The sequence below is a fragment of the Blautia sp. ZXY-1-C6 genome (genome assembly GCF_056339875.1).
Window position 1 is genome coordinate 1 of sequence record NZ_JBWJVQ010000204.1, and the last position, 22,117, is coordinate 22,117.

The 22,117-nt window shown below is 41.4% G+C and carries 20 protein-coding genes and 2 pseudogenes; 2 read left to right on the forward strand and 20 right to left on the reverse strand.

The window, feature by feature from the left end:
* Positions 1-248: 248 nt before the first annotated feature.
* The 15 genes and pseudogenes from AC075J_RS12190 to AC075J_RS12260 all read right to left on the reverse strand — a co-directional run bounded on the left by AC075J_RS12190 (position 249) and on the right by AC075J_RS12260 (position 13,564).
* A complete protein-coding gene (locus AC075J_RS12190) occupies positions 249-1,019 on the reverse strand; it encodes an SseB family protein (RefSeq protein ID WP_161233751.1) in 771 nt (256 codons plus the stop codon).
* Positions 1,020-1,023: 4 nt separating this feature from the next.
* Positions 1,024-1,746 (reverse strand): DNA alkylation repair protein, encoded by a 723-nt coding sequence (locus tag AC075J_RS12195; RefSeq protein WP_055151962.1) that lies wholly within the window; start codon positions 1,744-1,746, stop codon positions 1,024-1,026.
* Positions 1,747-2,061: 315 nt separating this feature from the next.
* Positions 2,062-3,336: a phosphoribosylamine--glycine ligase gene (gene purD / locus AC075J_RS12200; RefSeq protein WP_025579495.1), complete on the reverse strand. Its 1,275-nt coding sequence runs from the start codon at positions 3,334-3,336 to the stop codon at positions 2,062-2,064.
* A 19-nt stretch (positions 3,337-3,355) separates the two neighbouring features.
* On the reverse strand, positions 3,356-3,997 hold the full coding sequence (gene purN, locus AC075J_RS12205) for a phosphoribosylglycinamide formyltransferase (RefSeq protein ID WP_025579492.1): 642 nt from the start codon (positions 3,995-3,997) through the stop codon (positions 3,356-3,358).
* Positions 3,991-5,016: a phosphoribosylformylglycinamidine cyclo-ligase gene (gene purM, locus AC075J_RS12210; RefSeq protein WP_008705483.1), complete on the reverse strand. Its 1,026-nt coding sequence runs from the start codon at positions 5,014-5,016 to the stop codon at positions 3,991-3,993. The genes purN and purM overlap by 7 nt, the downstream gene beginning before the upstream one ends.
* A 49-nt stretch (positions 5,017-5,065) precedes the next feature.
* Positions 5,066-5,566, reverse strand: coding sequence for a 5-(carboxyamino)imidazole ribonucleotide mutase (gene purE / locus AC075J_RS12215; RefSeq protein ID WP_119241443.1), 501 nt, complete (start codon positions 5,564-5,566; stop codon positions 5,066-5,068).
* A gap of 233 nt (positions 5,567-5,799) precedes the next feature.
* Positions 5,800-7,818: an aminopeptidase gene (locus AC075J_RS12220; protein ID WP_044955998.1), complete on the reverse strand. Its 2,019-nt coding sequence runs from the start codon at positions 7,816-7,818 to the stop codon at positions 5,800-5,802.
* A 53-nt stretch (positions 7,819-7,871) separates the two neighbouring features.
* Positions 7,872-8,192, reverse strand: coding sequence for a DUF6142 family protein (locus AC075J_RS12225; RefSeq protein ID WP_008705486.1), 321 nt, complete (start codon positions 8,190-8,192; stop codon positions 7,872-7,874).
* On the reverse strand, positions 8,176-8,649 hold the full coding sequence (locus tag AC075J_RS12230) for a VanZ family protein (RefSeq protein WP_008705487.1): 474 nt from the start codon (positions 8,647-8,649) through the stop codon (positions 8,176-8,178). The genes AC075J_RS12225 and AC075J_RS12230 overlap by 17 nt, the downstream gene beginning before the upstream one ends.
* Before the next feature lie 25 nt (positions 8,650-8,674).
* Entirely contained in the window at positions 8,675-8,827 is a 153-nt protein-coding gene (locus AC075J_RS12235; RefSeq protein ID WP_022380872.1) for a hypothetical protein, read from the reverse strand.
* Between the two features lie 78 nt (positions 8,828-8,905).
* Complete coding sequence (gene pyrE / locus AC075J_RS12240) at positions 8,906-9,586, reverse strand: orotate phosphoribosyltransferase (protein ID WP_008705489.1); 681 nt, start codon at positions 9,584-9,586, stop codon at positions 8,906-8,908.
* Positions 9,587-9,612: 26 nt separating this feature from the next.
* The gene (locus tag AC075J_RS12245) at positions 9,613-10,515 is read right to left on the reverse strand and encodes a dihydroorotate dehydrogenase (protein ID WP_025579486.1); all 903 of its coding nucleotides are present in this window, start codon (positions 10,513-10,515) and stop codon (positions 9,613-9,615) included.
* Entirely contained in the window at positions 10,515-11,303 is a 789-nt protein-coding gene (locus AC075J_RS12250) for a dihydroorotate dehydrogenase electron transfer subunit (RefSeq protein WP_008705492.1), read from the reverse strand. Before AC075J_RS12250 ends, AC075J_RS12245 begins: the two co-directional genes overlap by 1 nt.
* A 10-nt stretch (positions 11,304-11,313) precedes the next feature.
* Positions 11,314-12,242 (reverse strand): annotated as a pseudogene (gene pyrF / locus AC075J_RS12255) (orotidine-5'-phosphate decarboxylase).
* Positions 12,243-12,277: 35 nt separating this feature from the next.
* Complete coding sequence (locus AC075J_RS12260; protein ID WP_055059898.1) at positions 12,278-13,564, reverse strand: dihydroorotase; 1,287 nt, start codon at positions 13,562-13,564, stop codon at positions 12,278-12,280.
* Between the two features lie 274 nt (positions 13,565-13,838).
* On the opposite strand from AC075J_RS12260, the gene AC075J_RS12265 reads away from it, so the two are divergent.
* Entirely contained in the window at positions 13,839-14,039 is a 201-nt protein-coding gene (locus AC075J_RS12265; protein ID WP_008705499.1) for a cold-shock protein, read from the forward strand.
* A gap of 132 nt (positions 14,040-14,171) precedes the next feature.
* On the opposite strand, the gene AC075J_RS12270 is transcribed toward AC075J_RS12265, so the two are convergent.
* Positions 14,172-14,645, reverse strand: coding sequence for a hypothetical protein (locus AC075J_RS12270; RefSeq protein WP_020993366.1), 474 nt, complete (start codon positions 14,643-14,645; stop codon positions 14,172-14,174).
* 74 nt (positions 14,646-14,719) lie between these two features.
* Positions 14,720-15,559: a DegV family protein gene (locus AC075J_RS12275; protein ID WP_476390366.1), complete on the reverse strand. Its 840-nt coding sequence runs from the start codon at positions 15,557-15,559 to the stop codon at positions 14,720-14,722.
* Positions 15,560-15,813: 254 nt separating this feature from the next.
* Between AC075J_RS12275 and AC075J_RS12280 the strand changes: the two genes are divergently transcribed.
* Entirely contained in the window at positions 15,814-16,314 is a 501-nt protein-coding gene (locus AC075J_RS12280; protein WP_227227054.1) for a DUF5721 family protein, read from the forward strand.
* A 13-nt stretch (positions 16,315-16,327) separates the two neighbouring features.
* Here AC075J_RS12280 and AC075J_RS12285 read toward each other — a convergent pair whose 3' ends face one another.
* The 3 genes and pseudogenes from AC075J_RS12285 to AC075J_RS12295 all read right to left on the reverse strand — a co-directional run bounded on the left by AC075J_RS12285 (position 16,328) and on the right by AC075J_RS12295 (position 22,064).
* Entirely contained in the window at positions 16,328-16,657 is a 330-nt protein-coding gene (locus tag AC075J_RS12285) for a sporulation initiation factor Spo0A C-terminal domain-containing protein (protein ID WP_008705507.1), read from the reverse strand.
* A gap of 353 nt (positions 16,658-17,010) precedes the next feature.
* Positions 17,011-19,088 (reverse strand): annotated as a pseudogene (gene htpG, locus AC075J_RS12290) (molecular chaperone HtpG).
* A gap of 267 nt (positions 19,089-19,355) precedes the next feature.
* Positions 19,356-22,064 (reverse strand): COG1470 family protein, encoded by a 2,709-nt coding sequence (locus tag AC075J_RS12295; RefSeq protein ID WP_476390367.1) that lies wholly within the window; start codon positions 22,062-22,064, stop codon positions 19,356-19,358.
* Positions 22,065-22,117 lie beyond the last annotated feature (53 nt).

Here is a 22,117-nt window from a genome sequence, read left to right on the forward strand (position 1 = left end):
CATGATGATCTGATTGGTCAGCTGGATGTAAATGGCTTCATCACTGCTGAAATCTATTTCTATCATCATACGTTTTCTTCTCCTTTTTGTGTTACACATATCCTAGCACAAACCAACATTTTTTGCAACAGAAAGACGTATTGCTGTATTATTTTTCAAAACAAAAAGGGGTGTACTGCCATGTTCTCACACAGCATGCACACCCTTTATCTTCTTTCTGTCAACTGAATTTCATCTACATGACTTGATTATTTTAAGCCAATGATCTTATTGAGCTGTTCTCTGTTCAGAACAAGGTTAAAGCCTAATGGATTAACTGCATAAGCCATTGCCTTATCGATTAACAGCTCCGGAAGTTTTGCAAACGGTACTTTCGCAATACGCAGCTTCTGACCTTTTGTAAACTTCTCAAGTTCCATAACGTCTGTAAATACAGGCTGGAGAATTTCTTCTTTTTTATTTTTGAGATACGGAATATTGATCTTCTTAGGATCTTCAGGATCTACATTCATAGCAACCAGATATTCGGATTTCTTCAGGTTTACGATCAGTTCTTCCTCAAGCTCACGAAGATTTCCATGCTGATCCTTCTCTACCGGACGGCGGAGTTCCTGCATAAAGTAAATGCCGGAAAGCTCCAGTGTAGGATTCAGAAGCGGTCTCTTAGCCGGCTCAATCTTGCTCATATCTGCCTGTTTTGCAATATCAGGAAGATCAATCTCAATCTTATCTTCACCATCTACCCATACAACTGTATTTACGCCAATTGCATAGAAAGTTCCATATAATCTGGGATAATCCTTCTTGGTAAATTTCATACCCATAAGAAGAACCTTTTCTTCCAGCATTTTTTTGCCGAATTCTTTGATTCCTTCTTCTGTGGAAAAAATCCATGCCTGGTCATTATAAGTCTCTTCGTCACATTTCACATATGGCAGTTTGGTAGCCTGTGAGTATGCAACAAATACTGTCTCTCTGTTCTGTAATTCCTTGATTGCTTCTTCTTTGCTGATTCCCATTATTTTATCCTCTCTGTCTCATTTCTTTTATGATCTTTTTCATTTCCTTATCAACACGATAAGACTCTGTGATCTTCTGTAGTGATTTCTTATATGTAAATTCATCCAGTTTGTGACCGTCCTGCAAGTATGTCAGCATCTCATCCGGAAATGCCGCAAAATATACAGATACTGCCCACGCCACTGCCATCTTTGCATAATATCCCTGCTGAGTGATACTCTCCAGACGTCTGATACTCTCTTTCAAATATTCACGCTTCACAAAATGTCCCAGAAGCATGACTGCCGCAAATCTTGCTTCGTATTCTTTATTCGAAGTAAAATACGTTTCAATAAAATCCCAGTATTCTGTCTGGTATTTATCTGCATCTTTTAATGTACTGCAAAAGCAATCGCATACTGCCCAGTTATTAATGTCCGGCACAAATTTTGCCACATATGTTAAGCGTTCTTTGCATTCCATCTTTGCATAAGCACTCACCAATCCGCGAAGCATCGTTTCTTCATACCACTGGTCATCCGCCTGTTCAAACCATTCCTGCCAGTCCATACCAGAAAGCTGCTTTGCAAATTTTCGCAACACCGGAAGTCTGATTCCCATAACATTATCCACACCCGGCAGAAGATTGCTGTGAAAAACCCGATAACCGGTATCTTCATTCTCCTGCAGAAACTGGCGCACCATATGTGTCGTCACCTGAATCTCTTTCTGACTTTTCCTGTTCATAATATTTCTCCCATTACTGTGCATATGCTGAACAGTAACTTTCTCCTTGCTGTTTCTGCTACGTTACAATTCATCTCAATCTGTAACTTTGCTTTACAGCACTTTTCTATTTTATAACAGATTGCATGAAAAGTAAAGGAAATCGCTCGTATTATTTATGCAAAATAATTTATGTGGATTCTATCGTTCTTTCAAAAAATATTACATCGAGATCATTTTGGACAGAAGAAGTATCTGCCAACCATAAAACAGGAGACAAGAATGGGACTTTTATCCCAGCTTTGTCTCCTGTTTATTTTTAAACATCAATATTTTTTATGCTTCATCAATTGCTTTTCCAATATCATGGCGCATATATTTATTTGCGAATGTAATCCACTCTGTAGCTTCATATGCATTCTTTCTTGCTTCTTTTAAATCTTTGCCTGTCGCAGTAATTCCCAGAACACGACCACCATTAGTAACAATCTGACCGTCTTTCAGTTTGGTTCCTGCGTGGAAGCAGTAATATCCGTCTTTGCCTTTGAAATTTTCAAAGCCGTACATTGGGATACCTTTTTCATATTTTACAGGATATCCATCACTTGCAAGTACTACGCACACTGCTGCATTATCCTCGAACTGAAGGTCTACCTGGTCCAGTGTTCCATTTACGCAAGCTTCCATTACTTCAATGATATCATTCTTCATACGTGGCAGGACTACCTGTGCTTCCGGATCTCCGAAGCGTGCATTATATTCCAATACCTTCGGACCATCCGCTGTAAGCATAAGACCAAAGAAAATGATTCCCTTAAACGGGCGTCCTTCTGCAGCCATTGCGTCCACTGTCGGCTGATATACATATTTCCTGCAGAATTCATCTACCTCTTCTGTGTAGAACGGACTCGGGGAGAAAGTTCCCATTCCGCCCGTATTCAATCCCTGATCACCGTCCTGAGCGCGTTTATGATCCTGTGCGGATGTCATTGTACGGATAGTTTTTCCATCTACAAATGATAACACAGAGACTTCACGTCCTGTCATAAATTCTTCGATGACCATGGTATTTCCGGCATTTCCGAATTTCTTATCTTCCATGATCTCTTTTACGCCGTCTTCTGCCTCTTTCAAATCCTTGCAGATCAGCACTCCCTTGCCGAGTGCAAGACCATCAGCCTTCAGGACAATTGGAAATCTGGCTTCTGTGCGGAGATATTCCAGTGCTTTCTCAGGATCATCAAAATTCTCATATGCCGCTGTGGGAATATTGTATTTTTTCATCAGATCTTTTGAGAACGCTTTGGAGCCTTCAAGGATAGCTGCATTCTTTCTCGGGCCAAAGACTTTCAGACCACGTGCTTCAAATACATCTACCACACCGCCAACCAGAGGATCATCCATACCTATAATGGTAAGATCGATTGCTTTCTCCTGAGCAAAATCAGCAAGTTTCTCAAACTCCATAGCACCGATATCTACACATTCTGCAAGTTCTGCAATCCCTGCATTTCCAGGTGCACAATAAATTTTATCCACTTTCGGACTCTTTGAAACACTCCATGCAATGGCATGTTCTCTTCCACCGCTGCCTACGATCAAGACTTTCATTTTATTTTTGCTCCTTTATCTACTCTTCTGTATCAAATTCCTCTGTTTCTACTCTTCCATCCACCACTTTCACTTTGTCATTGGCAATAAGATTGATAGCTTTCGGAAGAATCTTCCACTCCGCTTTCTCCATAACACGTCTCTGAAGAACTTCCGGGGTATCATCAGATTTAATCTTTACGGCCTTCTGAAGAATGATCGGACCTGTATCTGTACCTGTGTCAACAAAATGTACGGTCGCACCTGTCACACGTACGCCTCTTTCCAGAGCTTTCTCATGTACATGCAATCCATAATAGCCCACTCCACAGAAAGACGGAATCAGTGACGGGTGGATATTGATGATCTTATTTGGATACGCTTCCACGATCATTGGAGGAATAGCCACAAGGAATCCCGCCAGAACGATAAGCTCTACGCCACTTTCTTTCAGCTTCGCAAGAAGTGCCCTGTGAAATTCTTCTCTATTCTCAAACTGTTTTGGGGAAATACATACAGCTTCTATGTTGTGATTCTTTGCTCTCTCCAGCGCATAAGCCTTCGGATTATTGCTGATAACCAGAGAAACTTCTGCATTTGTAATCTTTCCACAGTCAATGGCATCCAGGATAGCCTGCAGATTCGTGCCGCCTCCTGAAACCAGTACACCGACTTTTAACATAAAGTCACTCCCTTTTCACCATCTTCGATACGTCCTACTACGTACGGAGTGTCACCTGCTGCTTTGATCGCTTCCATTGTTTTGTCCACATCTGCTGCATCTACAGCAAGGATCATTCCAAGTCCCATGTTATAAGTATTGTACATCATCTGTTCATCAATATTGCCTTTTTCAGCAAGAAGTTTGAAGATTGGAAGTACCGGATAGCTGTTCTTTTCCACAACTGCACGTGTTCCCTCTTTAAGCATTCTCGGAATATTTTCATAAAAACCGCCGCCTGTGATATGACTGCATGCGTGCACACGAACTCCGGCATTTTTAATGCTCTTTAATGCTTTTACATAGATTCTGGTTGGTGCCAGAAGTGCTTCACCAAGTGTTGTTCCAAGTTCTTCATAATAAGTATCAAGAGATTCCTTTGTCATATCAAAAACTTTACGGACAAGAGAAAATCCGTTACTGTGAACACCTGTGGATGCCATACCGATCAAAACATCTCCTGCTTTCAGTTCTTCACCTGTGATCATCTCTTTTTTATCGCAGACACCTACTGCGAAACCAGCCAGGTCATATTCGTCTTCCGGCATCAGTCCCGGATGCTCTGCTGTCTCACCGCCGATCAGAGCTGCATCTGACTGCACACAGCCTTCTGCAACGCCGCCCACGATAGCTGCGATCTTTTCCGGATAATTCTTACCACATGCAATATAATCAAGGAAGAATAATGGTTCTCCGCCTGCACATGCAATATCATTGACACACATGGCAACTGCATCAATGCCAATGGTGTCATGCTTGTCCATGACCATAGCAAGTTTTACTTTAGTTCCACATCCGTCTGTACCTGATAATAATACCGGTTCTTCCATTTCTTTGATCTTAGCAAGAGAAAAGGCACCGGAAAATCCTCCCAGTCCTCCCAGCACTTCTTCACGCATGGTTCTCTTTACATGCTCTTTCATCAGCTCTACTGATTTATATCCTGCTTCAATATCTACTCCAGCGGTCTTGTAATCCATGATAATCCTCCGTTTTTACCCCTGATCCTGTTTATGGACCTGAGTTATCTTAGTAATTTTTATATCCGACTTCCTGTAATCTTGCGTCTTTTGCTTCCACCTGTTCTTTTAATTCCTGGCTGTAAGCCTTTAATTTTGCAAGAAGTTCCTCATCTGATGTTGCAAGTATCTTAGCTGCCAGAAGTCCTGCGTTTGCGCCTCCGTTGATAGCGACTGTTGCAACCGGGATTCCTGACGGCATCTGTACGATAGAATAAAGGGAATCTCTTCCTCCCAGAGAAGTGGTGTGCATAGGAATTCCGATAACCGGCATCGGGAAGATTGCTGCGCACATTCCCGGCAGATGAGCTGCCATTCCTGCACCTGCAATGATTACTTTAAAGCCTTTTTCCTCTGCTGTTTTTGCATATTCAAAAAAGACATCCGGTTCCCTGTGTGCGGAAATGATCTTCATCTCGTAATCAATTCCCAGTTTCTCCAGAATGTCTGCTGCTTTGCTCATGATCGGCATATCTGAGTCGCTGCCCATCACAATTCCTACTTTTGCCATGATTATTCTCCTTTTCTTCTCAAGTATTCTCAGACAGACCAGATTTTATCTGTCCGGGACTTTGTTTTTATTTTATTGATAAAAAAAGTACGGTCAGAAAAGATTTTATCAAAACCCTCTCTAACCGTAGATTCTACTAAGATTCCCTTTTTCTGTCAATAAAATTAATGCAAAGAAATATTTTAACGAACTAATAAATTTTTTTGTATTCCGAACTTAACAGGAAAATGCCTTTATTCCCCAAACGGCTCGTTCAGAGCTTCCGTACCCGGAAGGACAAATCTTCCATCTTCAATAATAGAGATCATATCCCCCTCATCATCAATCGTACGGATGCTTCCCAGTTCGTCATATGGAATCGTAATATCTGTGTGACATCCATAATAAGCAAGGCTGACGTCTTCTTTTCGCATCTCGGAAATCTCATTGTCCCTTGCGATAATCTCTTTACCATCCGGATTATAGACCGGAGTATCTTCTGACCAGCTGTAACAGGTATCACCAACTGCAAAATGCGGTCCCATTTTCTCCGCGATCAGAATCGGAAGTTTGTCTGCGATATTATATTTCTGCGCTGCCACATAAGCTGTTGTATTAGTTCCGATCGCAAATTCTCCCATTGCAAGTTTCGGATGATGGAACAGAATATTATCTTCAATATATTTACGGTTCTCTTCCTCTGTCTCAAAATTAGAACAGCTGTAATCGATCACCTGTCCGCAGTCAAACACAAGCTTCAGGTCACAAAACTGCAGTCCATTAAGATATACTTTTGAAACATGAAGCATTCCGCCTGTTCCTGCAAGCACCGGTGAAGTAAATACTTCACCCAGAGGAATATTTACATCTGCCACACAGTTCTCAAAATTTGTCTGTGTTTTCGCATCTGTTAATGTATGAAGATGAATGAGCAGATCTGTCTCATTCTCTCCCTTTCCCTTGATTTCCACCCATTCACAGGTATCAAGAGTATCTATGATCGTCTGCTGGATCTTCTGATATTTCTTATAATCCAATGTATTGATCTTTACGATCTCGCGGAAAATTTCCGGAAAATCCTCTCCGATCTCAGGTATCGGATAAGCAATGATCGTAAAACTTCTTTCCTCACCTTTGATATAACGATTTGTGATTTGACCGGATTCATTGTCCAGTTCCAGCTGAAGCTTCTGCTGTGCTTCTGTAAACGCCCAGCTTTCCGGTTTACTTACCGGTGAAAACGGCTTCTCTCCAAATGTCTCGATCACAGCCGGTCCGCCATGTACATCTGCCAGATCTGCATATTCATCATAAGAAGTCTGCATGGCACGAAGTTTACGCTTTACAAAATCCGGATCCAGAAACAGCGCACTGTCCTGTCTGTGGTCATAATCAAACTGCGGATTTGCAATTCCTCCTGTAAATCCATTTCTGAACTGATTCCGTCTGTTCACCGCATGAAGTGCATGGCGGTAAATAACCGTCTGCAGCCCCATCTCCCGGAACTGAAGAACAGCCGCTTTTACCATACGCTCAAAGCCAAGATGATAACGTATATTAACCGTTTTCTTCTTTGTAATATCTTTTCTTCCTGTGATGAATCCCATCCGATAGCCTTCTGTATAAGTACGTGCCATCTCATCAATTTCCCTCTGGGAAAGTGAATTCATAAATTCTGCTGTTTTCAGTTCATTTTCCGATACATATTCGCCGGACTGATACAGATAACTCAGATCGCTCAGATCAGAATCCATGATCATTTCAACCACAAAATTATTCTCAGGATCAATCGCCTCTCTGATCCGATTTTCCACCATATCCTGGCAGTAGTCATTCACATAGGAAACGAGAATTTCTTTCACCTGTTTCTCAGCAGGAATTTCTTCCTGCGTAAATGCAGAATAGATTTCCAGAAACAATTCAAGTACAACCGTAAGATCCCATGCTTTTTTTTCAAACGCATAAGCAATCGTGCCATGAAGCTCTGTATAAAGAAAGGTAAATACTTTTCCGTATTCTCCCAGCATTTTCTGTGCATATGCAGGATTTCCATAAGAATTTTCATAATTTTCGGGCAGAATATCCTGATATAATTCATGATTCTGTTCCTGAAGTTCTTCAAGATTTTTCCCCGCAATTCCATGGTCCATCACATGAATCACCTGCTGTAAAAACATTGCTTCCTTTGTAAAAAAATCGCAGTACGGTTCTTCTGCCATTTTCTCGTCCGGTATCTGAGCGATTCTTTCTTTCGCCAGTTCATACCGTTCCATAACCCATTCGTCCAAACTATATTTCTCCTTTTTCTATCAGACTTCCCTGTTAATCAGCCGGAAATTCCCATCAGAAAGATTCCCAGCCATCCGATCATTATGATTCCGTTTGCAATAGAGCCGATCATACCTGCTTTGTGTGTCCGGTTTTCTTCTGAAAAGCTTTTCAGTCCCATCGCAAATCCATATACAGACAGAAGCATTGCGCAAAGACTGATCCCGCCTACAATATATCCGTATTGTCCCTGCAAAAAAAATGCCAGCAAAACTGCAGTCACAAATAAAACCAGTGAAACAGCCGCCAGCACTGCTGACAGTTTTCCCTGCTGTGCCTCTCTTTTCTTTGCAAACGCATATCTATATCTTTTTGCCATAAATTTTTCTCCTCAGGTGATCGCAGATAAAAAAAAGCAGATATCCAAGAGCCGCCCCTGCTGTATTCAATATCATATCATCTACGTCAAAGCACCCAACCTTTGTAATAAGCTGGATGACCTCTACCGTAACACTAAGCCCAAATCCTGCCAGTACGATCAGCCATCCGCTTCTCATTTTGTCCAGAATAACCGGCAGTATAAATCCAAATGGAAGAAAACCAATTACATTTCCAAAAAGATTTGTAACTACCGCCATAAGTCCAAGCTGTTTTCTGTATACCCAGAAACGCCTTATCTCAACAAACGGTATCAGATTATATCTGTACTGTCTTTCTTCCATTGCTGCTCTTCCGTATTCTTCTGAAAAGAACAGAAAATAAATCAGTGCCAGAACATACAGGATAAACAAAATGGTTCCCAGTGTCCGTATGATATGCTTCGTTTCTTTTTTCAATGTTTTCTCCTGTTTCTGAAGCCTTTTATATCAATATCTCTGATTTCTTTTTCAGCAGTCTTGCACCGTTTACGATCATCATGATCCCTGTTACGATTCCCGTTGCCAGTACAATGATCCCGACTGTCAGACTGCAGGCTCCTGTGGAAGACATGGTTTTATAAATTTTTTCGTTCATAATCGTCCTCATCAGTATCATGATCTGCTTTCGCAGATCATGATATCTTATTTATAAATCGCTGTTACCTGTATTTGCTTATTTTGCACCGTACTGCTCATAATATGCGTCGATTGCGGCTTTCAATGTATCGTCAATGATTACTTTTCCTTTATATTCTTTATTATAAAGATGTTCAATGACCTCTCTCATTGTAACAATCGCATTTGTTTCAAACCCATAAAGGTCATGGACTTCGTCAAGGGCACACTTCACGCCGCCTTTTCCGACTTCCATGCGGTCCAGAGAAACCATAAGACCGACGATTTCCACATCAGCCGCACCTTTTACCTTCGGTACTGTCTCTTCCATGGATTTACCTGATGTTGTTACATCTTCGATCATCACTACACGATCGCCGTCTTTTAATTTACTTCCGAGGAAGCTTCCCTTATCTGCACCATGGTCTTTTTCTTCCTTACGGTCTGAACAGTAGCGGATTTCTTTTCCATATAATTCGCTGAATGCAATTGCAGTTACAACACTTAACGGGATTCCCTTATATGCAGGTCCGAAAAGCACATCGAAATCATCGCCATATTTATCATGAATGGCATGTGCGTAGTACTCACCCAGTTTCTTTAACTGAGAACCTGTCACATATCCGCCTGCATTCATAAAAAACGGGGACTTTCTTCCGCTTTTAAGGGTGAATTCTCCGAATTTCAGAACTTCACTGTCTACCATAAATTCAATAAATTCCTGTTTATACTGTTCCATCTTATGTTATGCCTCCTGTATCTGTTTTATTTTACAATACCAACCATCTCTTTTACGGAATTGAATCCATTCTTCTTCATGTACGCTTCAATTCCATCGATCACATCCAGTGTCACTGCCGGATTGTGGAAATTTGCAGTACCCACAGATACTGCGCTGGCTCCTGCAAGAATAAACTCAATTGCATCCTCTGCGCAGGAAATTCCGCCCATTCCGATGATCGGGATATTGACTGCCTGTGCAACCTGATAAACCATACGGACAGCAATCGGTTTCACGATCGGTCCGGAAACACCACCGGTTTTATTTGCAAGCGCAAAAGTCTTCCTGTTGATATCAATCTTCATTCCTGTCAGTGTATTGATCAGGGATACCGCATCTGCACCGCCTGCTTCCGCACCTTTTGCAATCTCTGTGATATCTGTGACATTCGGTGTTAACTTCATGATCACAGGCTGTTTTGCAATCTTTTTGATCTGAGCGGTAAGTTCCTCTACATGATGTGCATCCTGACCAAATGCAAGGAATCCTGCGTTTACATTCGGGCAGGAAATATTAATCTCCATCATATCAATTGGCTGATCTGCCAAACGTTCCACCACTGCCAGATATTCTTCCGGCGCATGACCGCATACATTTACAATGATCTTTGTATCATACTGTTTCAAAAAAGGAATATCCCTCTCACAGAAAAGATCGATACCAGGATTCTGCAGACCAATCGCATTCATCATGCCTCCGTAAACTTCAGCCACACGCGGAGTCGGATTTCCGACCCACGGGACATTGGCTACGCCCTTGGTTGTCACTGCTCCCAGCTTATTAATATCTACATAATCAGCAAATTCTGCTCCTGAACCAAAGGTTCCGGATGCCACTGTTACCGGATTTTTCCACTCTACGCCGGCAATATTTACACTCATATCCATCAGATTTCCACCTCCGTAGAAAGAAATACCGGGCCATCCTTGCAGATTCTCTTATTATTCACATTGCTATGTGCATCTTTTTCTCTGGATTTGCACACACAGGCAAGGCAGGCACCGATTCCGCATGCCATACGTTCCTCCAGGGAAATATAACATTCAATCCCATTTTCTTCGGCATATTTCTTGATTGCACGAAGCATCGGAGTTGGTCCGCAGGCATAGATCACGTCCGCTTCCAGAGCATTCTCTCTGATAGCATCCATAACATTGCCTTTTGTTCCCACACTGCCATCCTCTGTGGCAATATAAAGTGTTCCCGCCGCCTCAAATTCCTCTCTGAGGAACGTATGACAGTCCCTGTATCCTGCAATGATCTGTTTTTTCTCACATTTCATCTGCTTTGCAAGTTCCAGGATTGGAGGAACACCGATTCCACCACCCATAAGGAAAACTTTTTTCCCCTCAGCCTTCTCTACAGGAAAACCATTTCCCAGAGGTCCCAGTACCGGAATGGTATCTCCGGCTTTCATCTGTGAAAATTCATCGGTTCCGGTTCCCTGTCCGGTCACTCTGTAAACCAGATGAAGACGGCCATTTTCTTTGTCAATCTCACAAAGACTGATCGGTCTGGGAAGAATTTTGGATTTATCATTTGTATAAAGAGATACAAACTGTCCTGGTTTCGCATCTGCTGCGATTCTGTCAGTCTGGATCCACATACTGTAAATGCCTGCACCAATGCTCTCCTGACTTACAACAGTGCAGATTTCTCTTGTCTTTTCGCTCATTTCATGCCTCCTAGCGATTGTTTAAAGCAGTACTGATGTCTTCGATCATATCTTTTACCGCCTGGCGGGATGCATCTGCATAATTTAATTCACCAAAGGAAGCATATTTTTCCTGTTTGTAAGCTGCAATGATTCCTCTGGAAGAGTTGACGATCGCACCAAGTCCGTCTTCATTAAAGAAATGAACAAGATCGGCACCTTTTCCGCCCTGTGCACCATATCCCGGTACCAGGATGAAGGTTTTCGGCATGATCTTACGGAGAGTTTTTCCCATTTCCGGATAGGTTGCACCTACTACAGCACCTACATAGCTGTATTCATTTCCCATATGTGATTCTCCCCACTGGGCAACCTTCTCTCCAACCCACTCATAAAGCGGACGTCCGTCAATGATTCTGTCCTGAAACTCTCCGCTGGACGGATTGGATGTTTTTACGAGTACAAAAAGCCCTTTGTTCTCTTCTTTACATACATCGATAAACGGGTTGACACTGTCAGATCCCATATATGGATTGATTGTCGCAAAATCTTCGTCAAAACCTGCGATCCTGTTACTTCCCACCTGAACTTTACCCAGATGTCCGACTGCATATGCAGCAGATGTGGAACCAATGTCACCTCGTTTGATATCTCCAATAACTACCAGACCTTTTTCTTTGCAATAATCAATGGTGTTCTTATATGCCATTAAGCCCGGAATACCAAACTGCTCATACATTGCGATCTGTGGTTTCACTGCAGGGATCAGATCGCTGATCGCATCAACGATTCGCTTTATCATACTGCCAGATAGCTTCTGCCGCTCCCTCTGAGCGTTTCCCCCAGTTCAGAAAAAGCTTTCTTCTGAATATGCTGCGGGATATAGTTGAGCATCGGATCCAGTCCTACTACGATAGGAGCGTTTGTTTTTTTAATGTTTTCAATAAGTTTGTTGATCATGATAGTCTTTCCTCCTGAATATTGATATGGTATTTTTATGCATTCTGGTATACAACTTTTCCATCACAGATTGTATAGAGAATTTTTCCCTTTACTTTCCATCCGTCAAATGGTGTGTTGCGTCCTTTGGAAGCAAATTCATTTTTATCTATTTTATATTCGTGATCAATGTCTGCAATGACAATGTCTGCCGGATGTCCCTTCTGAAGTGTACCTCTGTCACTTCCCAGAATCTGTGCTGGGTTCCAGCTCATTTTCTCAATAAGCTGTGAGATTGTAAGAATCCCAGTTTCTACAAGTGCAGTATAAGACAATGCAAAGCTTGTCTCAATTCCCACAATGCCAAAAGCCGCATTCCGGATAGAGCCTGTCTTCTCCGGCACTGCATGAGGTGCATGATCTGTACTGATTACTTTAAAGGAACCATCCTTCAGTCCTCGGATCAGTGCATCTACATCTTTCTTCGTACGAAGAGGAGGGTTCATCTTATAGTTTGGATCATCACATTTAATATCATCGGAAGTGAGGATAAAATGATGCGGGCAAACCTCTGCTGTGATATTGTCCAATCCCTCTTCCTTCACAATCTCCATCATCTTCGCAACACCTTCTGTGGAACAATGGCACAGATGCAGTCTTGCCCCTGTCTCTCTGGCAAGAAGAATATCTCTCGCTGCGATCACATCCTCAACTGCATTGCAGATACCTGGCAGACCAAGTCTCCGCGCATTCTCATCCTCATTCATACATCCATCACCGCGCAGATCAATATCCTCACAGTGAGCAAAGATCGGAACATTGAATTTCTCTGCCACTTCCATAGCTTCTTTGCAAAGTCTGGTATTCATAACAGATTTGCCGTCTTCAGATAATGCCGGGATTCCCGCTTTTACCATTCCTTCGATATCAGAAAGTTCCTGTCCCTTCTCCCCCTGCGTAATGGCACCTGCCTGGAGCACATGAATGCCGGCAAGCTGTTTTGCCTTATTATGCACATAATTTACACGATCCGGACTGTCAATTACCGGTGTTGTATTCGGCATTGCAACAACCGTTGTCACACCACCTCTTGCAGCAGCCCGGGAACCTGTCTCTATATCCTCTTTCTGTGTCTGTCCCGGATCTCTGAAATGAACGTGAAGATCGATCAGTCCCGGCATTACCAGACATCCCTTCGCATCTATTACTCTGTCGCTTTTATCTTTTATTTTAAGTTTCTCACCGATCTCGGTGATCACGCCATCTTCCAGATAAATATCGCCTTTTTTATCAGTGTCAGTAGCCGCATCTACGATACGTCCTCCCTGAATCAGAATACCCATGCAATTCTCTCCCTTCGTTGTCGTTTGACAATAACTTTCTGATATACATAATACACGAAACTTCTTCTTTTATAAAGCCTTTTTTTACTGATGTGCAGTCTTTTTTGCTTGACAATTCAAAATGCGGGAGATATAATCAGTTCATATCTGGATTATTTAATGTATAGTCACTGGTTTTTAGAGATTATATAACAGTATATAATCTGTAAAATCTGGTGATTTTTTTATTTGCCAGAAACTATATAATTTTTTTATTTTTTATGGAGGTAACAACATGAACAAGGGAACTGTAAAATGGTTCAACGCAGAAAAAGGTTACGGATTTATCACTGGTGAAGACGGTGCAGACGTATTTGTACATTTCTCCGCTATCAATGGTGAAGGATTCAAATCCCTTGAAGAAGGACAGGCTGTAACATACGACTTAACAGAAGGCGCTCGTGGTATGCAGGCTGCAAACGTTACAAAATTATAATTTATAATTTTTGTTAACGCAAGAGGATTGAATTCCGCACTTTTCTATACGGATTAAACCTCAAAAAAATCCCCGGACCATCCGGGGATTTTTTATTGCTTTTCTTCTGTGAATCCATCAGAGATTCAATTTCTATTTAGCATCTGCGCTGTCTGCATCCGTTGTTGAATCTGCTGTTTCTGCTGCTTTATCGTCTGCTACATTTGTATCATCTGCTTCTTCAGATTTATCTGCGGTTTCCGTTTCAGAATCATCTGCGGTTGTGTCTGCTGCATCAGCATCTTCACTGTCTGTATCAGTGGAAGCTGTTGTATCTTCTTCCTCCGCTGTATCTGCATCAGTGCTGTCTGTACCATCGGATGCATCTGTTGACAGATTCGAAATGTAATTGTCAAGTGCAGTAGTATCCATTACTGTATTCTGAACCACATTCTCTTTGGCTCCTGTCACTTTTACATATGCAGAATAACCAATCCATGCAACAATCACAACACAAATGAATGCCCAGGCAAACATTTCCAGTCCAAAAAGTACTTTTTCTTTTCTGTCTGTTTTGTTATGCAGTCCTTTTCTGGCCTTATAAGCATCGACTTTCTTCTGGCTCATGATAGATCTCCTTTGCATCAATATTTCGTATTTTCTGATTATAGCACACTTTACTGCAAAAGAAAACAATTAGTTTATACTGCAACGATCACTCCGCCGTCATTTGCATACATAGAACTTACACCCGCTGTATCAAGGACTACGATCTTTGCAAGTTTCATTCTCTCTTCAAAAGCCTCTTTGAGCACCTGTGCTCTTGCCGGACAATTGCAGTGACTGATGGCAAGAACCTTCTCTGCACTGTCCGGGGTTTTCTCGATTACCTGCTCTACAAGCTTGATCAGAGCACGATTCATGCCTCTTGCCTGATCCAGCTGGCAGATATTTCCATCATCCGTAGAACCCATGACCGGTTTGATTTTCAATGCACTGGCCACTAACGCTTTCACTTTGCTCAGACGACCGTTCTTTCTCAAAGTATCAAGATTCTCAAGTATAAAAAATGTATGCTGTCCTTCAATATAATGTTCCACAGTTGAAACAACTTCTTCAAAACTCATCCCTGCTTCTTCGCATTCCTGTATCTTCATTCCGATCAGGCTTTCCCCGATGGATGCGGAACGTGAATTAAACACATGTATTTTTTTATCCGGATGGTCTTCCATAATAAGATCTCTGCCAAGCAACGCACTGTTATAGGAACCACTCAGCTCAGAAGACAAAGTCACTGCATAAATATGCTCAGCCTCGCAGTCATATGCTCTCATATATCTCTCAGGTGACGGGCAGGCTGATTTCGGACATTCCGGGCAGGCTGCCACTTTATCAATAAACTCTGCCTGATCAAATGTTTCATCATCTATGATCTGTTCAGATCCTACCATCAGAGTCAGTGGAATGGATTCAAAACATTCATCTTTCTTCCATTCGTCCAAAAGTTCTCCACAACTATCTATGATAATCTTATATCTCAATTATATCGTCCTCTTTTCCATTATATGTAGTATTCAATACCAGATATATCTTATCACACCGCTTTACGTTTGAAAAGACTTTTTAATAAAAACACTGTTCTTTTTTTCAAAAGTGCTTTATAATAAAAAGACGCTTCCCGCAAAGTGCAGGAAGCGCTGCCTGATCCACAAAATATGTTCAGAAATATGCAGCAATCCAGAAGTATTTTTTTAATTCTGAACAGCTGTAAATCATGTTATCAGAGAGGTGTTGTATGCTTGCTTTAAAAATTACTGATGTAAAAGATTTTATGAATAAACTCCTGATCGGTGAGGTATTTGACCGTTTTTCTCTTGTCGAGGCATCTGTGACAACCTTCAACACTTTTACCATAAACGGAAAACTTCATTACGATTTCTTTGATACTGACACAAAGGCTGCTTTTGAGGAGAATTCCACAGAATATTCCCTCTGGCATGATGTAAAACCTTATTGTTTTTCTATCATACGCGGCAGACGCACACCTTTGAATTTCAGGATTGTATTTGAACTTTCTCATGATCAGACACAGTCGTTGTTAAAAAATGAACGGCATATTGCAGATATTCCTGTGCAAAGCTTTTATCTGAATATCCGGTACAAGAACCAGTCCCTTTTATGTACAACAGGTGTTTCTTATACTTCATTCAGTCCGGATAAACGTCTGGAACATCTCTGGGATGATTCCATGACTGTTTTTCTCTCCAGTCATCACATTCCCTGTGAGAAATTATGAGTAGATTCTGTTATCAGTCTTTATCCGAATAACGCAGATAATAGACCAGAATATCTATAAACTCACTGTTCGTCGGTTTATCTGCCATTGTACATCCTGCCATTTCTTCCAGTGTATCCTTATGATTCATCCAACATAAGTTTACCAGTGTTCTTATGTTGTGTTCTACATTAGACGGCGTTGATTTATATTTTCTTGCAATGACCGGATAAATATCTTTGGTGACTTTTACCGGTCGCTCATAAATTTTCTGTGCCATTTCTACTGCATCCACAACATAATAATATCCTTTATACTTTGATGTTGCACCCAATTTTCTAATAACTCCATAAACTGCACTCATACATCGTTCCTCCTGTAACTTCCATAATCTGTGTTTTTACAGATTTGGATATCTCATTTATTTACACACATTTCTCTATAAGTAAATGAAAGTCACGATATTGGCTGCCCGGAAGCACCATTGCAGTCACTATTCTCTGTAACCCGTTATATTTTCTGCGGATTCGGCATATTCATTAAAATATCGGCAACTTAATAATAGGAATTCATAAGACATTTGTCAATACCAATGTGATTGTTTTCCACAAAAATAAGGAGCAAAAATTATTCTCTGCTCCTTATTTGATATTCTGCTATTCTGACAGGCGTATCTGTCCTCTCATTGATCTGCCGGCAAATTGCCTGCTTTCTATCTTATTTTGCAATCATCAGCAAAATTCCAGTGCTTCTCTGAACAAATCTTGGTGATTTCAGTTTCCGGTGCAAGCTGTTTATGGCTCATCATCGCAAGGTCATACAACTGTTCACAGATAAGCGGAGCCTTGTCAGATTCCTGATTCTCTGCCAGATATTTAACCAATGGATGATTCGCATTCAGAACCAGTGTTTCCTGTCCGCCAAACATATTCGGATCCATTCCATACATATTATACATCTTCATCATATCCTGCATACGGCGGCTCTCTTCGGAAAGAGTCCATCATTGCTGATACATTTTCATTTTTCATATTCTCAACATGTACTTCCAGTTTATCTTTATTAAGGCTCTTGCGGAAAAGTTCTGTCAGTGCTTTGACAGTTTCTTCATCTGCAGTACCCTCACCCTTCATTTCTTCGGTCAGATCAGCATCAATACGCTTAAACTGTACTTCCTGATGTTTCTGCTCAAGACTGGAAATAAATGCACTGTCAATATTATGCTTCAGGATAACGGCATCTTTTCCTGCTTCCGTAAACATATTGATATACTGACTCTGCTGAACTTCATCAGTTACATAGAAAATTACTGTCTTCTCAGGTTCTTTCGCTTCCGCAGTGTCTTTGTTTTCAGACTCTGCTGCATCTTCTTTCTTTTCTTCTGTCTGAGCCTCAGTTTCTTCTGTTTCTTTTTTATTCTCTTCAATGCAGTCCTTTAATGTGAGATATTTGCCATCAAGATTCTTAAAGAGTACATAATCTCCCATTTTTTCTGCAAACTTAGTATCTTTAATACAGCCATATTTAATAAACGGGCTGATATCATCCCAGTATTTCTCATAAGATTCTCTGTCAGTCTTGCACATTCCGGTAAGCTTATCTGCCACTTTTTTGGAAATGTATTCAGAAATCTTCTGTACAAATCCGTCATTCTGCAATGCGCTTCGTGACACGTTCAATGGAAGATCCGGACAATCGATCACACCTTTCAGAAGAAGCAGGAATTCAGGAATTACTTCCTTGATATTATCTGCGATAAATACCTGATTGTTATAAAGTTTGATCGTTCCTTCAATGGAATCATACTCTGTATTGATCTTCGGGAAGTACAGGATACCTTTTAAATTAAACGGATAATCCATATTCAGATGTATCCAGAATAACGGTTCCTTATAATCCATAAATACCTTGCGGTAAAATTCCTTGTATTCATCATCTGTACATTCATTTGGATGCTTCATCCAGAGCGGATTAATATCACTGATAGAAACCGGACGTTTATTGATCTTTACTTTATCCTTTGCAGGAGAAATTTCAACAACTTCCTTTTCACCTTTATCATTTTCTTTTTCTTCTGTCTTTGCTTCCTCATGAATATGTTCAACAACTACATCATCGTCTCTTAACTCAGATTCATCAATTGTCTCATATTCCTGAGGTGCATTTGCTTTGGAAAGGTAAATATGAACCGGCATGAAGGAACAGTATTTCTCAAGAATCTCACGCATACGGTATTCATTTGCAAATTCCAGGCAGTCTTCATTCAGGAACAGGGTGATTTCTGTACCAATCGTATTCTTGTTACCTTCCTGGATATCATATTCTGTTCCGCCATCGCAGGACCAGTGTACAGGCTGTGCACCTTCTGTATAGGAAAGTGTATCAATATGCACTTCATCCGCTACCATAAATGCAGAATAAAATCCAAGTCCAAAATGACCAATCATCTGATCATCTGTAGTTTTGTCTTTATATTTCTCAAGAAACTGAGTTGCACCTGAAAAAGCAATCTGGGTAATGTATTTCTCTACTTCATCAGCAGTCATGCCAATACCATTATCGATGAATTTCAGAGTTTTCTCATCAGGATTAACAATTACCTGAATCTCCGGTTTGTATCCTTCCGGAAAAGTATATTCTCCCATTACTTCCAGTTTTTTCAGTTTAGTGATCGCATCGCATCCGTTGGAGACCAGCTCTCTTACAAAAATATCATGATCGGAATATAACCATTTCTTGATGATTGGGAAAATATTTTCACTGTTAATTGATAAATTTCCATGTTTTACAGCCATGCTGTCCACACTCCTTTTTGTTTTTAATCATTTGCCGCAACTTTATCTGTCAATATACTGCATTCTTATCTGCTCTGCCTCCGAAGCCAAAACTATCCTCTCCTGTTTATCCTTTGAAATAGCTTTTGACTCCTGTAAGTTGCTTCTCTGAAAGATATAGTAATACCATTTATTCCAAAAGTCAAGAAAAAATTAGCACTCACCAAAAATGAGTGCTAATAATTTTATATTTTACATATTCCCCTGTATTTTTTCTTCAGATAACTCTTATTTCTTTCGTCTTTTGTATACCACAACTCCCACAATACATCCTGCTGCAATCGCCAGAATAATCACAAACGGTGTGATATTAGTCGTATCTCCTGTCTTTACCGCTGATTTCGCAGTTGCTCCATTCGGCTGCGGAGTCGGAGTTGCAGTCACAGTCTGCGCCTGTGTAATACTGAAATTCACCTGTTTAGTATCCTGCTCCCCTGTATTCTTCCATTCACTTCCATTATACTTCTGACGGTCAAATGTAACTGTCAATGTGTAGGTTCCGGCCTTCGTAATTCCAAATGCAGCAGTATAAGGTGCACTGCTCCAGCTATTTGTATTGATCACTTTCCAGTTATACGGTACATAGCGGACATCTCCCTTTCCCGGACTTTCATTGTCCATACCCGCTCCGACTGCTGTAAATGTAATCTTTGACTGTGTTGTGTATCCATCTGAACTGATTCCTGTAATCTTATTATCTGCCGGATCTGCAATTTTCGCCTTGCGGGCAGCTTTAACCGTAAACTGAACTTTCACTTCTGCACTGATCTGCTGTTCATTATCAATCACAACTGACTCTGTATAGGAGCCGGCCTTTAAACCCTCCTTCGGGCGGATTTTAAATGTACAGCTCTCCCCCGGTGCAAGCTCTGTGGCTGAAAGTTTCCCAATTTTAAAGTTTTTACCTGACGGTGCATTTAAAGTTACATTTGTATTCCCCTTATTCGTCACTGTAACTTTCTGCGCTTCCGGTGCCTCACTATATCCTTCTTTTGCTTTTCCAAAATTCAGTTCTTCCGGTGTTACGGATAATTTATAAATCTTTTTCACTTCCGAAACAGTCGCAGAAGCTTTGATCGTTGTTAATACATCTTCCTGTCCTTCCGAACTGGTCTGGGCTATCTGAATACTGTCCAGATAATTGCCGACTTTCAGACCGGTCACCGGTACTGCTGTAAATGCAGCAGAATCTCCCGGCTCCAGCACTGATGCCGAAAGTTCCCCAATATCAAAATACTCTGCATATGGCTGCATCAGCGAAACAGTTGTATTTCCTGTATTGGTAAGTGTAATGGTCGTCGCTTCAGGAGTATCATAACCTTCCTTCAGATCATCATAACTGAAAGATTCCGGATCTGCCTGAACTGCTGTGATCTGTTCCTGTTCTGCCTCTTTTACAGATACTTCCGCAGTTACCTGCGCTGCCACTTCCGAATCCTCTTCACTTTCAAATATCAGGGTATCACTGTAATCCCCCTTCGTCAGACCGGTTTTTGGCTGTACCATGAACATAAGAGAATCACCTTTTGCAATCTGTATTCCTGATACAGCTTCACTTCCATCTTCGTTCATCACCTCAAAATAATCTGATTTCGGTATCTTTAAAGTGACAGTTCCATCCCCTGTATTTGTTACGGTTACGGACAGTGTCTCATTGGCCTGTGTATAATTTTCTTCGATATCGCTGAAATTAAGACTTCCTGTATTTACCTCAAGAGACTGTGCCTCAAGAGATGCATCTGCATTGTCACCTGCCGATGGAGCCTCGCTGTCATCCGGCGTCTCTGTCGGTTCTGCAGAAGGCTCATCCGAAGGCTTCAGATCTTCGTCATCTGATGAATCATCCTCACCTTCAACTGCAATCTTCGCTTCAAAAGAAACCTCAATACCTTCTTCCGTCCGGTATGTGATCATATCATCATATTCACCCGGTTCCAGTCCTTCTCTCGGCTGTATCCATACGCTTACAGATTCACCTGCACTCAGCGGTTCTGTAATATCCTGAACCATAAAATGTTCCGGACTGATCTCCTGAAAATTCAAGCTCTCATTTCCGGTGTTCGTAATCTGCACATACTGTGCTTCCACATCCTCAAAATCACTCTTTACTGTTCCAAAATCACAGATCTGATCTTCGCTGTCCTCTACAGTGGCAGTCGCTTCGTAAGTCTTTTTATCTTTATCATCTTCACCTGCTGCCTGTCCATCTTTCTCTGATCCATCTGTCTGCACATTTCCGTTCTCATCCACCTGCAGCTGATCTTCTGTATAAATTTTCATCTGGGAATCATCAGTACCTTCTGTTGTTTCCTCCGGCTGACCTTTTGTGTTCTGAGATTCATCTTCCTGTTCATTCCCTGCATTCTGCTGTACATCTTCTGTTCTATCTACATCCTGATTTTCAGAATCCTGACTGCCTTCTGCATTATCTGCTGTTTCTTCCAGCTGTGCATCCTCTGTTCCATCTGCCGTTTCTTCCAGCTGTGCATTCTCTGTTCCATCTGCCGTTTCTGTCTGCTGTGCATCCTCTGCTTCCTGTTCCACTGCTTTCGCCTCTTCTTCAGTTGCAGCTACCTCTAACGTCTTTGCAGTAAGAGTACCTGTCAGTCCGCTTCCATCTACAGGGGTCAGATCAAGCACCAGTCTGCATCCCAGATCATCCTGAGTGATCGTATAGGTCTTCTCAGTACCTACCTGTGTTAACTCCTTCTCCCCGGTCTGTCTTGACCAGGAAAAAGTAAAATCTTCATCCGTAACCTCTTCCGGTGTAACCTTTGCATAATCTGCACTCAACACTACGCCTACAGCTGCAAGTCCCTTAATCTTAAGCTTACCGCCCAATTCTCCTGACGGAGCTGCCGCAAAAACCATGGATGGAATCATTGAAATAACCATCATCACAGTCATTACAACTGCAAGAAATCTCTTTCTCTCCATCTGTAGTCCTCCTTTTCATTTATAATAAGATTTGTAATTATTCAGCAGCCACT

Bases quoted from the DNA above. Each gene is read 5' to 3' on its own strand.
- AC075J_RS12265 (WP_008705499.1), top strand. From the start codon at position 13,839: ATGAACAAGGGAACTGTAAAATGGTTCAACGCAGAAAAAGGTTACGGA.
- AC075J_RS12250 (WP_008705492.1), bottom strand. From the start codon at position 11,303: ATGAGCGAAAAGACAAGAGAAATCTGCACTGTTGTAAGTCAGGAGAGC.
- purM (WP_008705483.1), bottom strand. From the start codon at position 5,016: ATGGATTACAAGACCGCTGGAGTAGATATTGAAGCAGGATATAAATCA.
- AC075J_RS12195 (WP_055151962.1), bottom strand. From the start codon at position 1,746: ATGAACAGGAAAAGTCAGAAAGAGATTCAGGTGACGACACATATGGTG.
- AC075J_RS12280 (WP_227227054.1), top strand. From the start codon at position 15,814: ATGCTTGCTTTAAAAATTACTGATGTAAAAGATTTTATGAATAAACTC.
- AC075J_RS12270 (WP_020993366.1), bottom strand. From the start codon at position 14,645: ATGAGCCAGAAGAAAGTCGATGCTTATAAGGCCAGAAAAGGACTGCAT.
- AC075J_RS12260 (WP_055059898.1), bottom strand. From the start codon at position 13,564: ATGGGTATTCTGATTCAGGGAGGACGTATCGTAGATGCGGCTACTGAC.
- AC075J_RS12235 (WP_022380872.1), bottom strand. From the start codon at position 8,827: ATGAACGAAAAAATTTATAAAACCATGTCTTCCACAGGAGCCTGCAGT.
- AC075J_RS12285 (WP_008705507.1), bottom strand. From the start codon at position 16,657: ATGAGTGCAGTTTATGGAGTTATTAGAAAATTGGGTGCAACATCAAAG.
- purN (WP_025579492.1), bottom strand. From the start codon at position 3,997: ATGTTAAAAGTCGGTGTACTGGTTTCAGGAGGCGGCACGAATCTGCAG.
- purD (WP_025579495.1), bottom strand. From the start codon at position 3,336: ATGAAAGTCTTGATCGTAGGCAGCGGTGGAAGAGAACATGCCATTGCA.
- AC075J_RS12220 (WP_044955998.1), bottom strand. From the start codon at position 7,818: ATGGAACGGTATGAACTGGCGAAAGAAAGAATCGCTCAGATACCGGAC.
- AC075J_RS12190 (WP_161233751.1), bottom strand. From the start codon at position 1,019: ATGGGAATCAGCAAAGAAGAAGCAATCAAGGAATTACAGAACAGAGAG.
- AC075J_RS12225 (WP_008705486.1), bottom strand. From the start codon at position 8,192: ATGGCAAAAAGATATAGATATGCGTTTGCAAAGAAAAGAGAGGCACAG.
- AC075J_RS12295 (WP_476390367.1), bottom strand. From the start codon at position 22,064: ATGGAGAGAAAGAGATTTCTTGCAGTTGTAATGACTGTGATGATGGTT.
- purE (WP_119241443.1), bottom strand. From the start codon at position 5,566: ATGGCAAAAGTAGGAATTGTGATGGGCAGCGACTCAGATATGCCGATC.
- AC075J_RS12245 (WP_025579486.1), bottom strand. From the start codon at position 10,515: ATGGATATGAGTGTAAATATTGCCGGCGTAGAGTGGAAAAATCCGGTA.
- pyrE (WP_008705489.1), bottom strand. From the start codon at position 9,586: ATGGAACAGTATAAACAGGAATTTATTGAATTTATGGTAGACAGTGAA.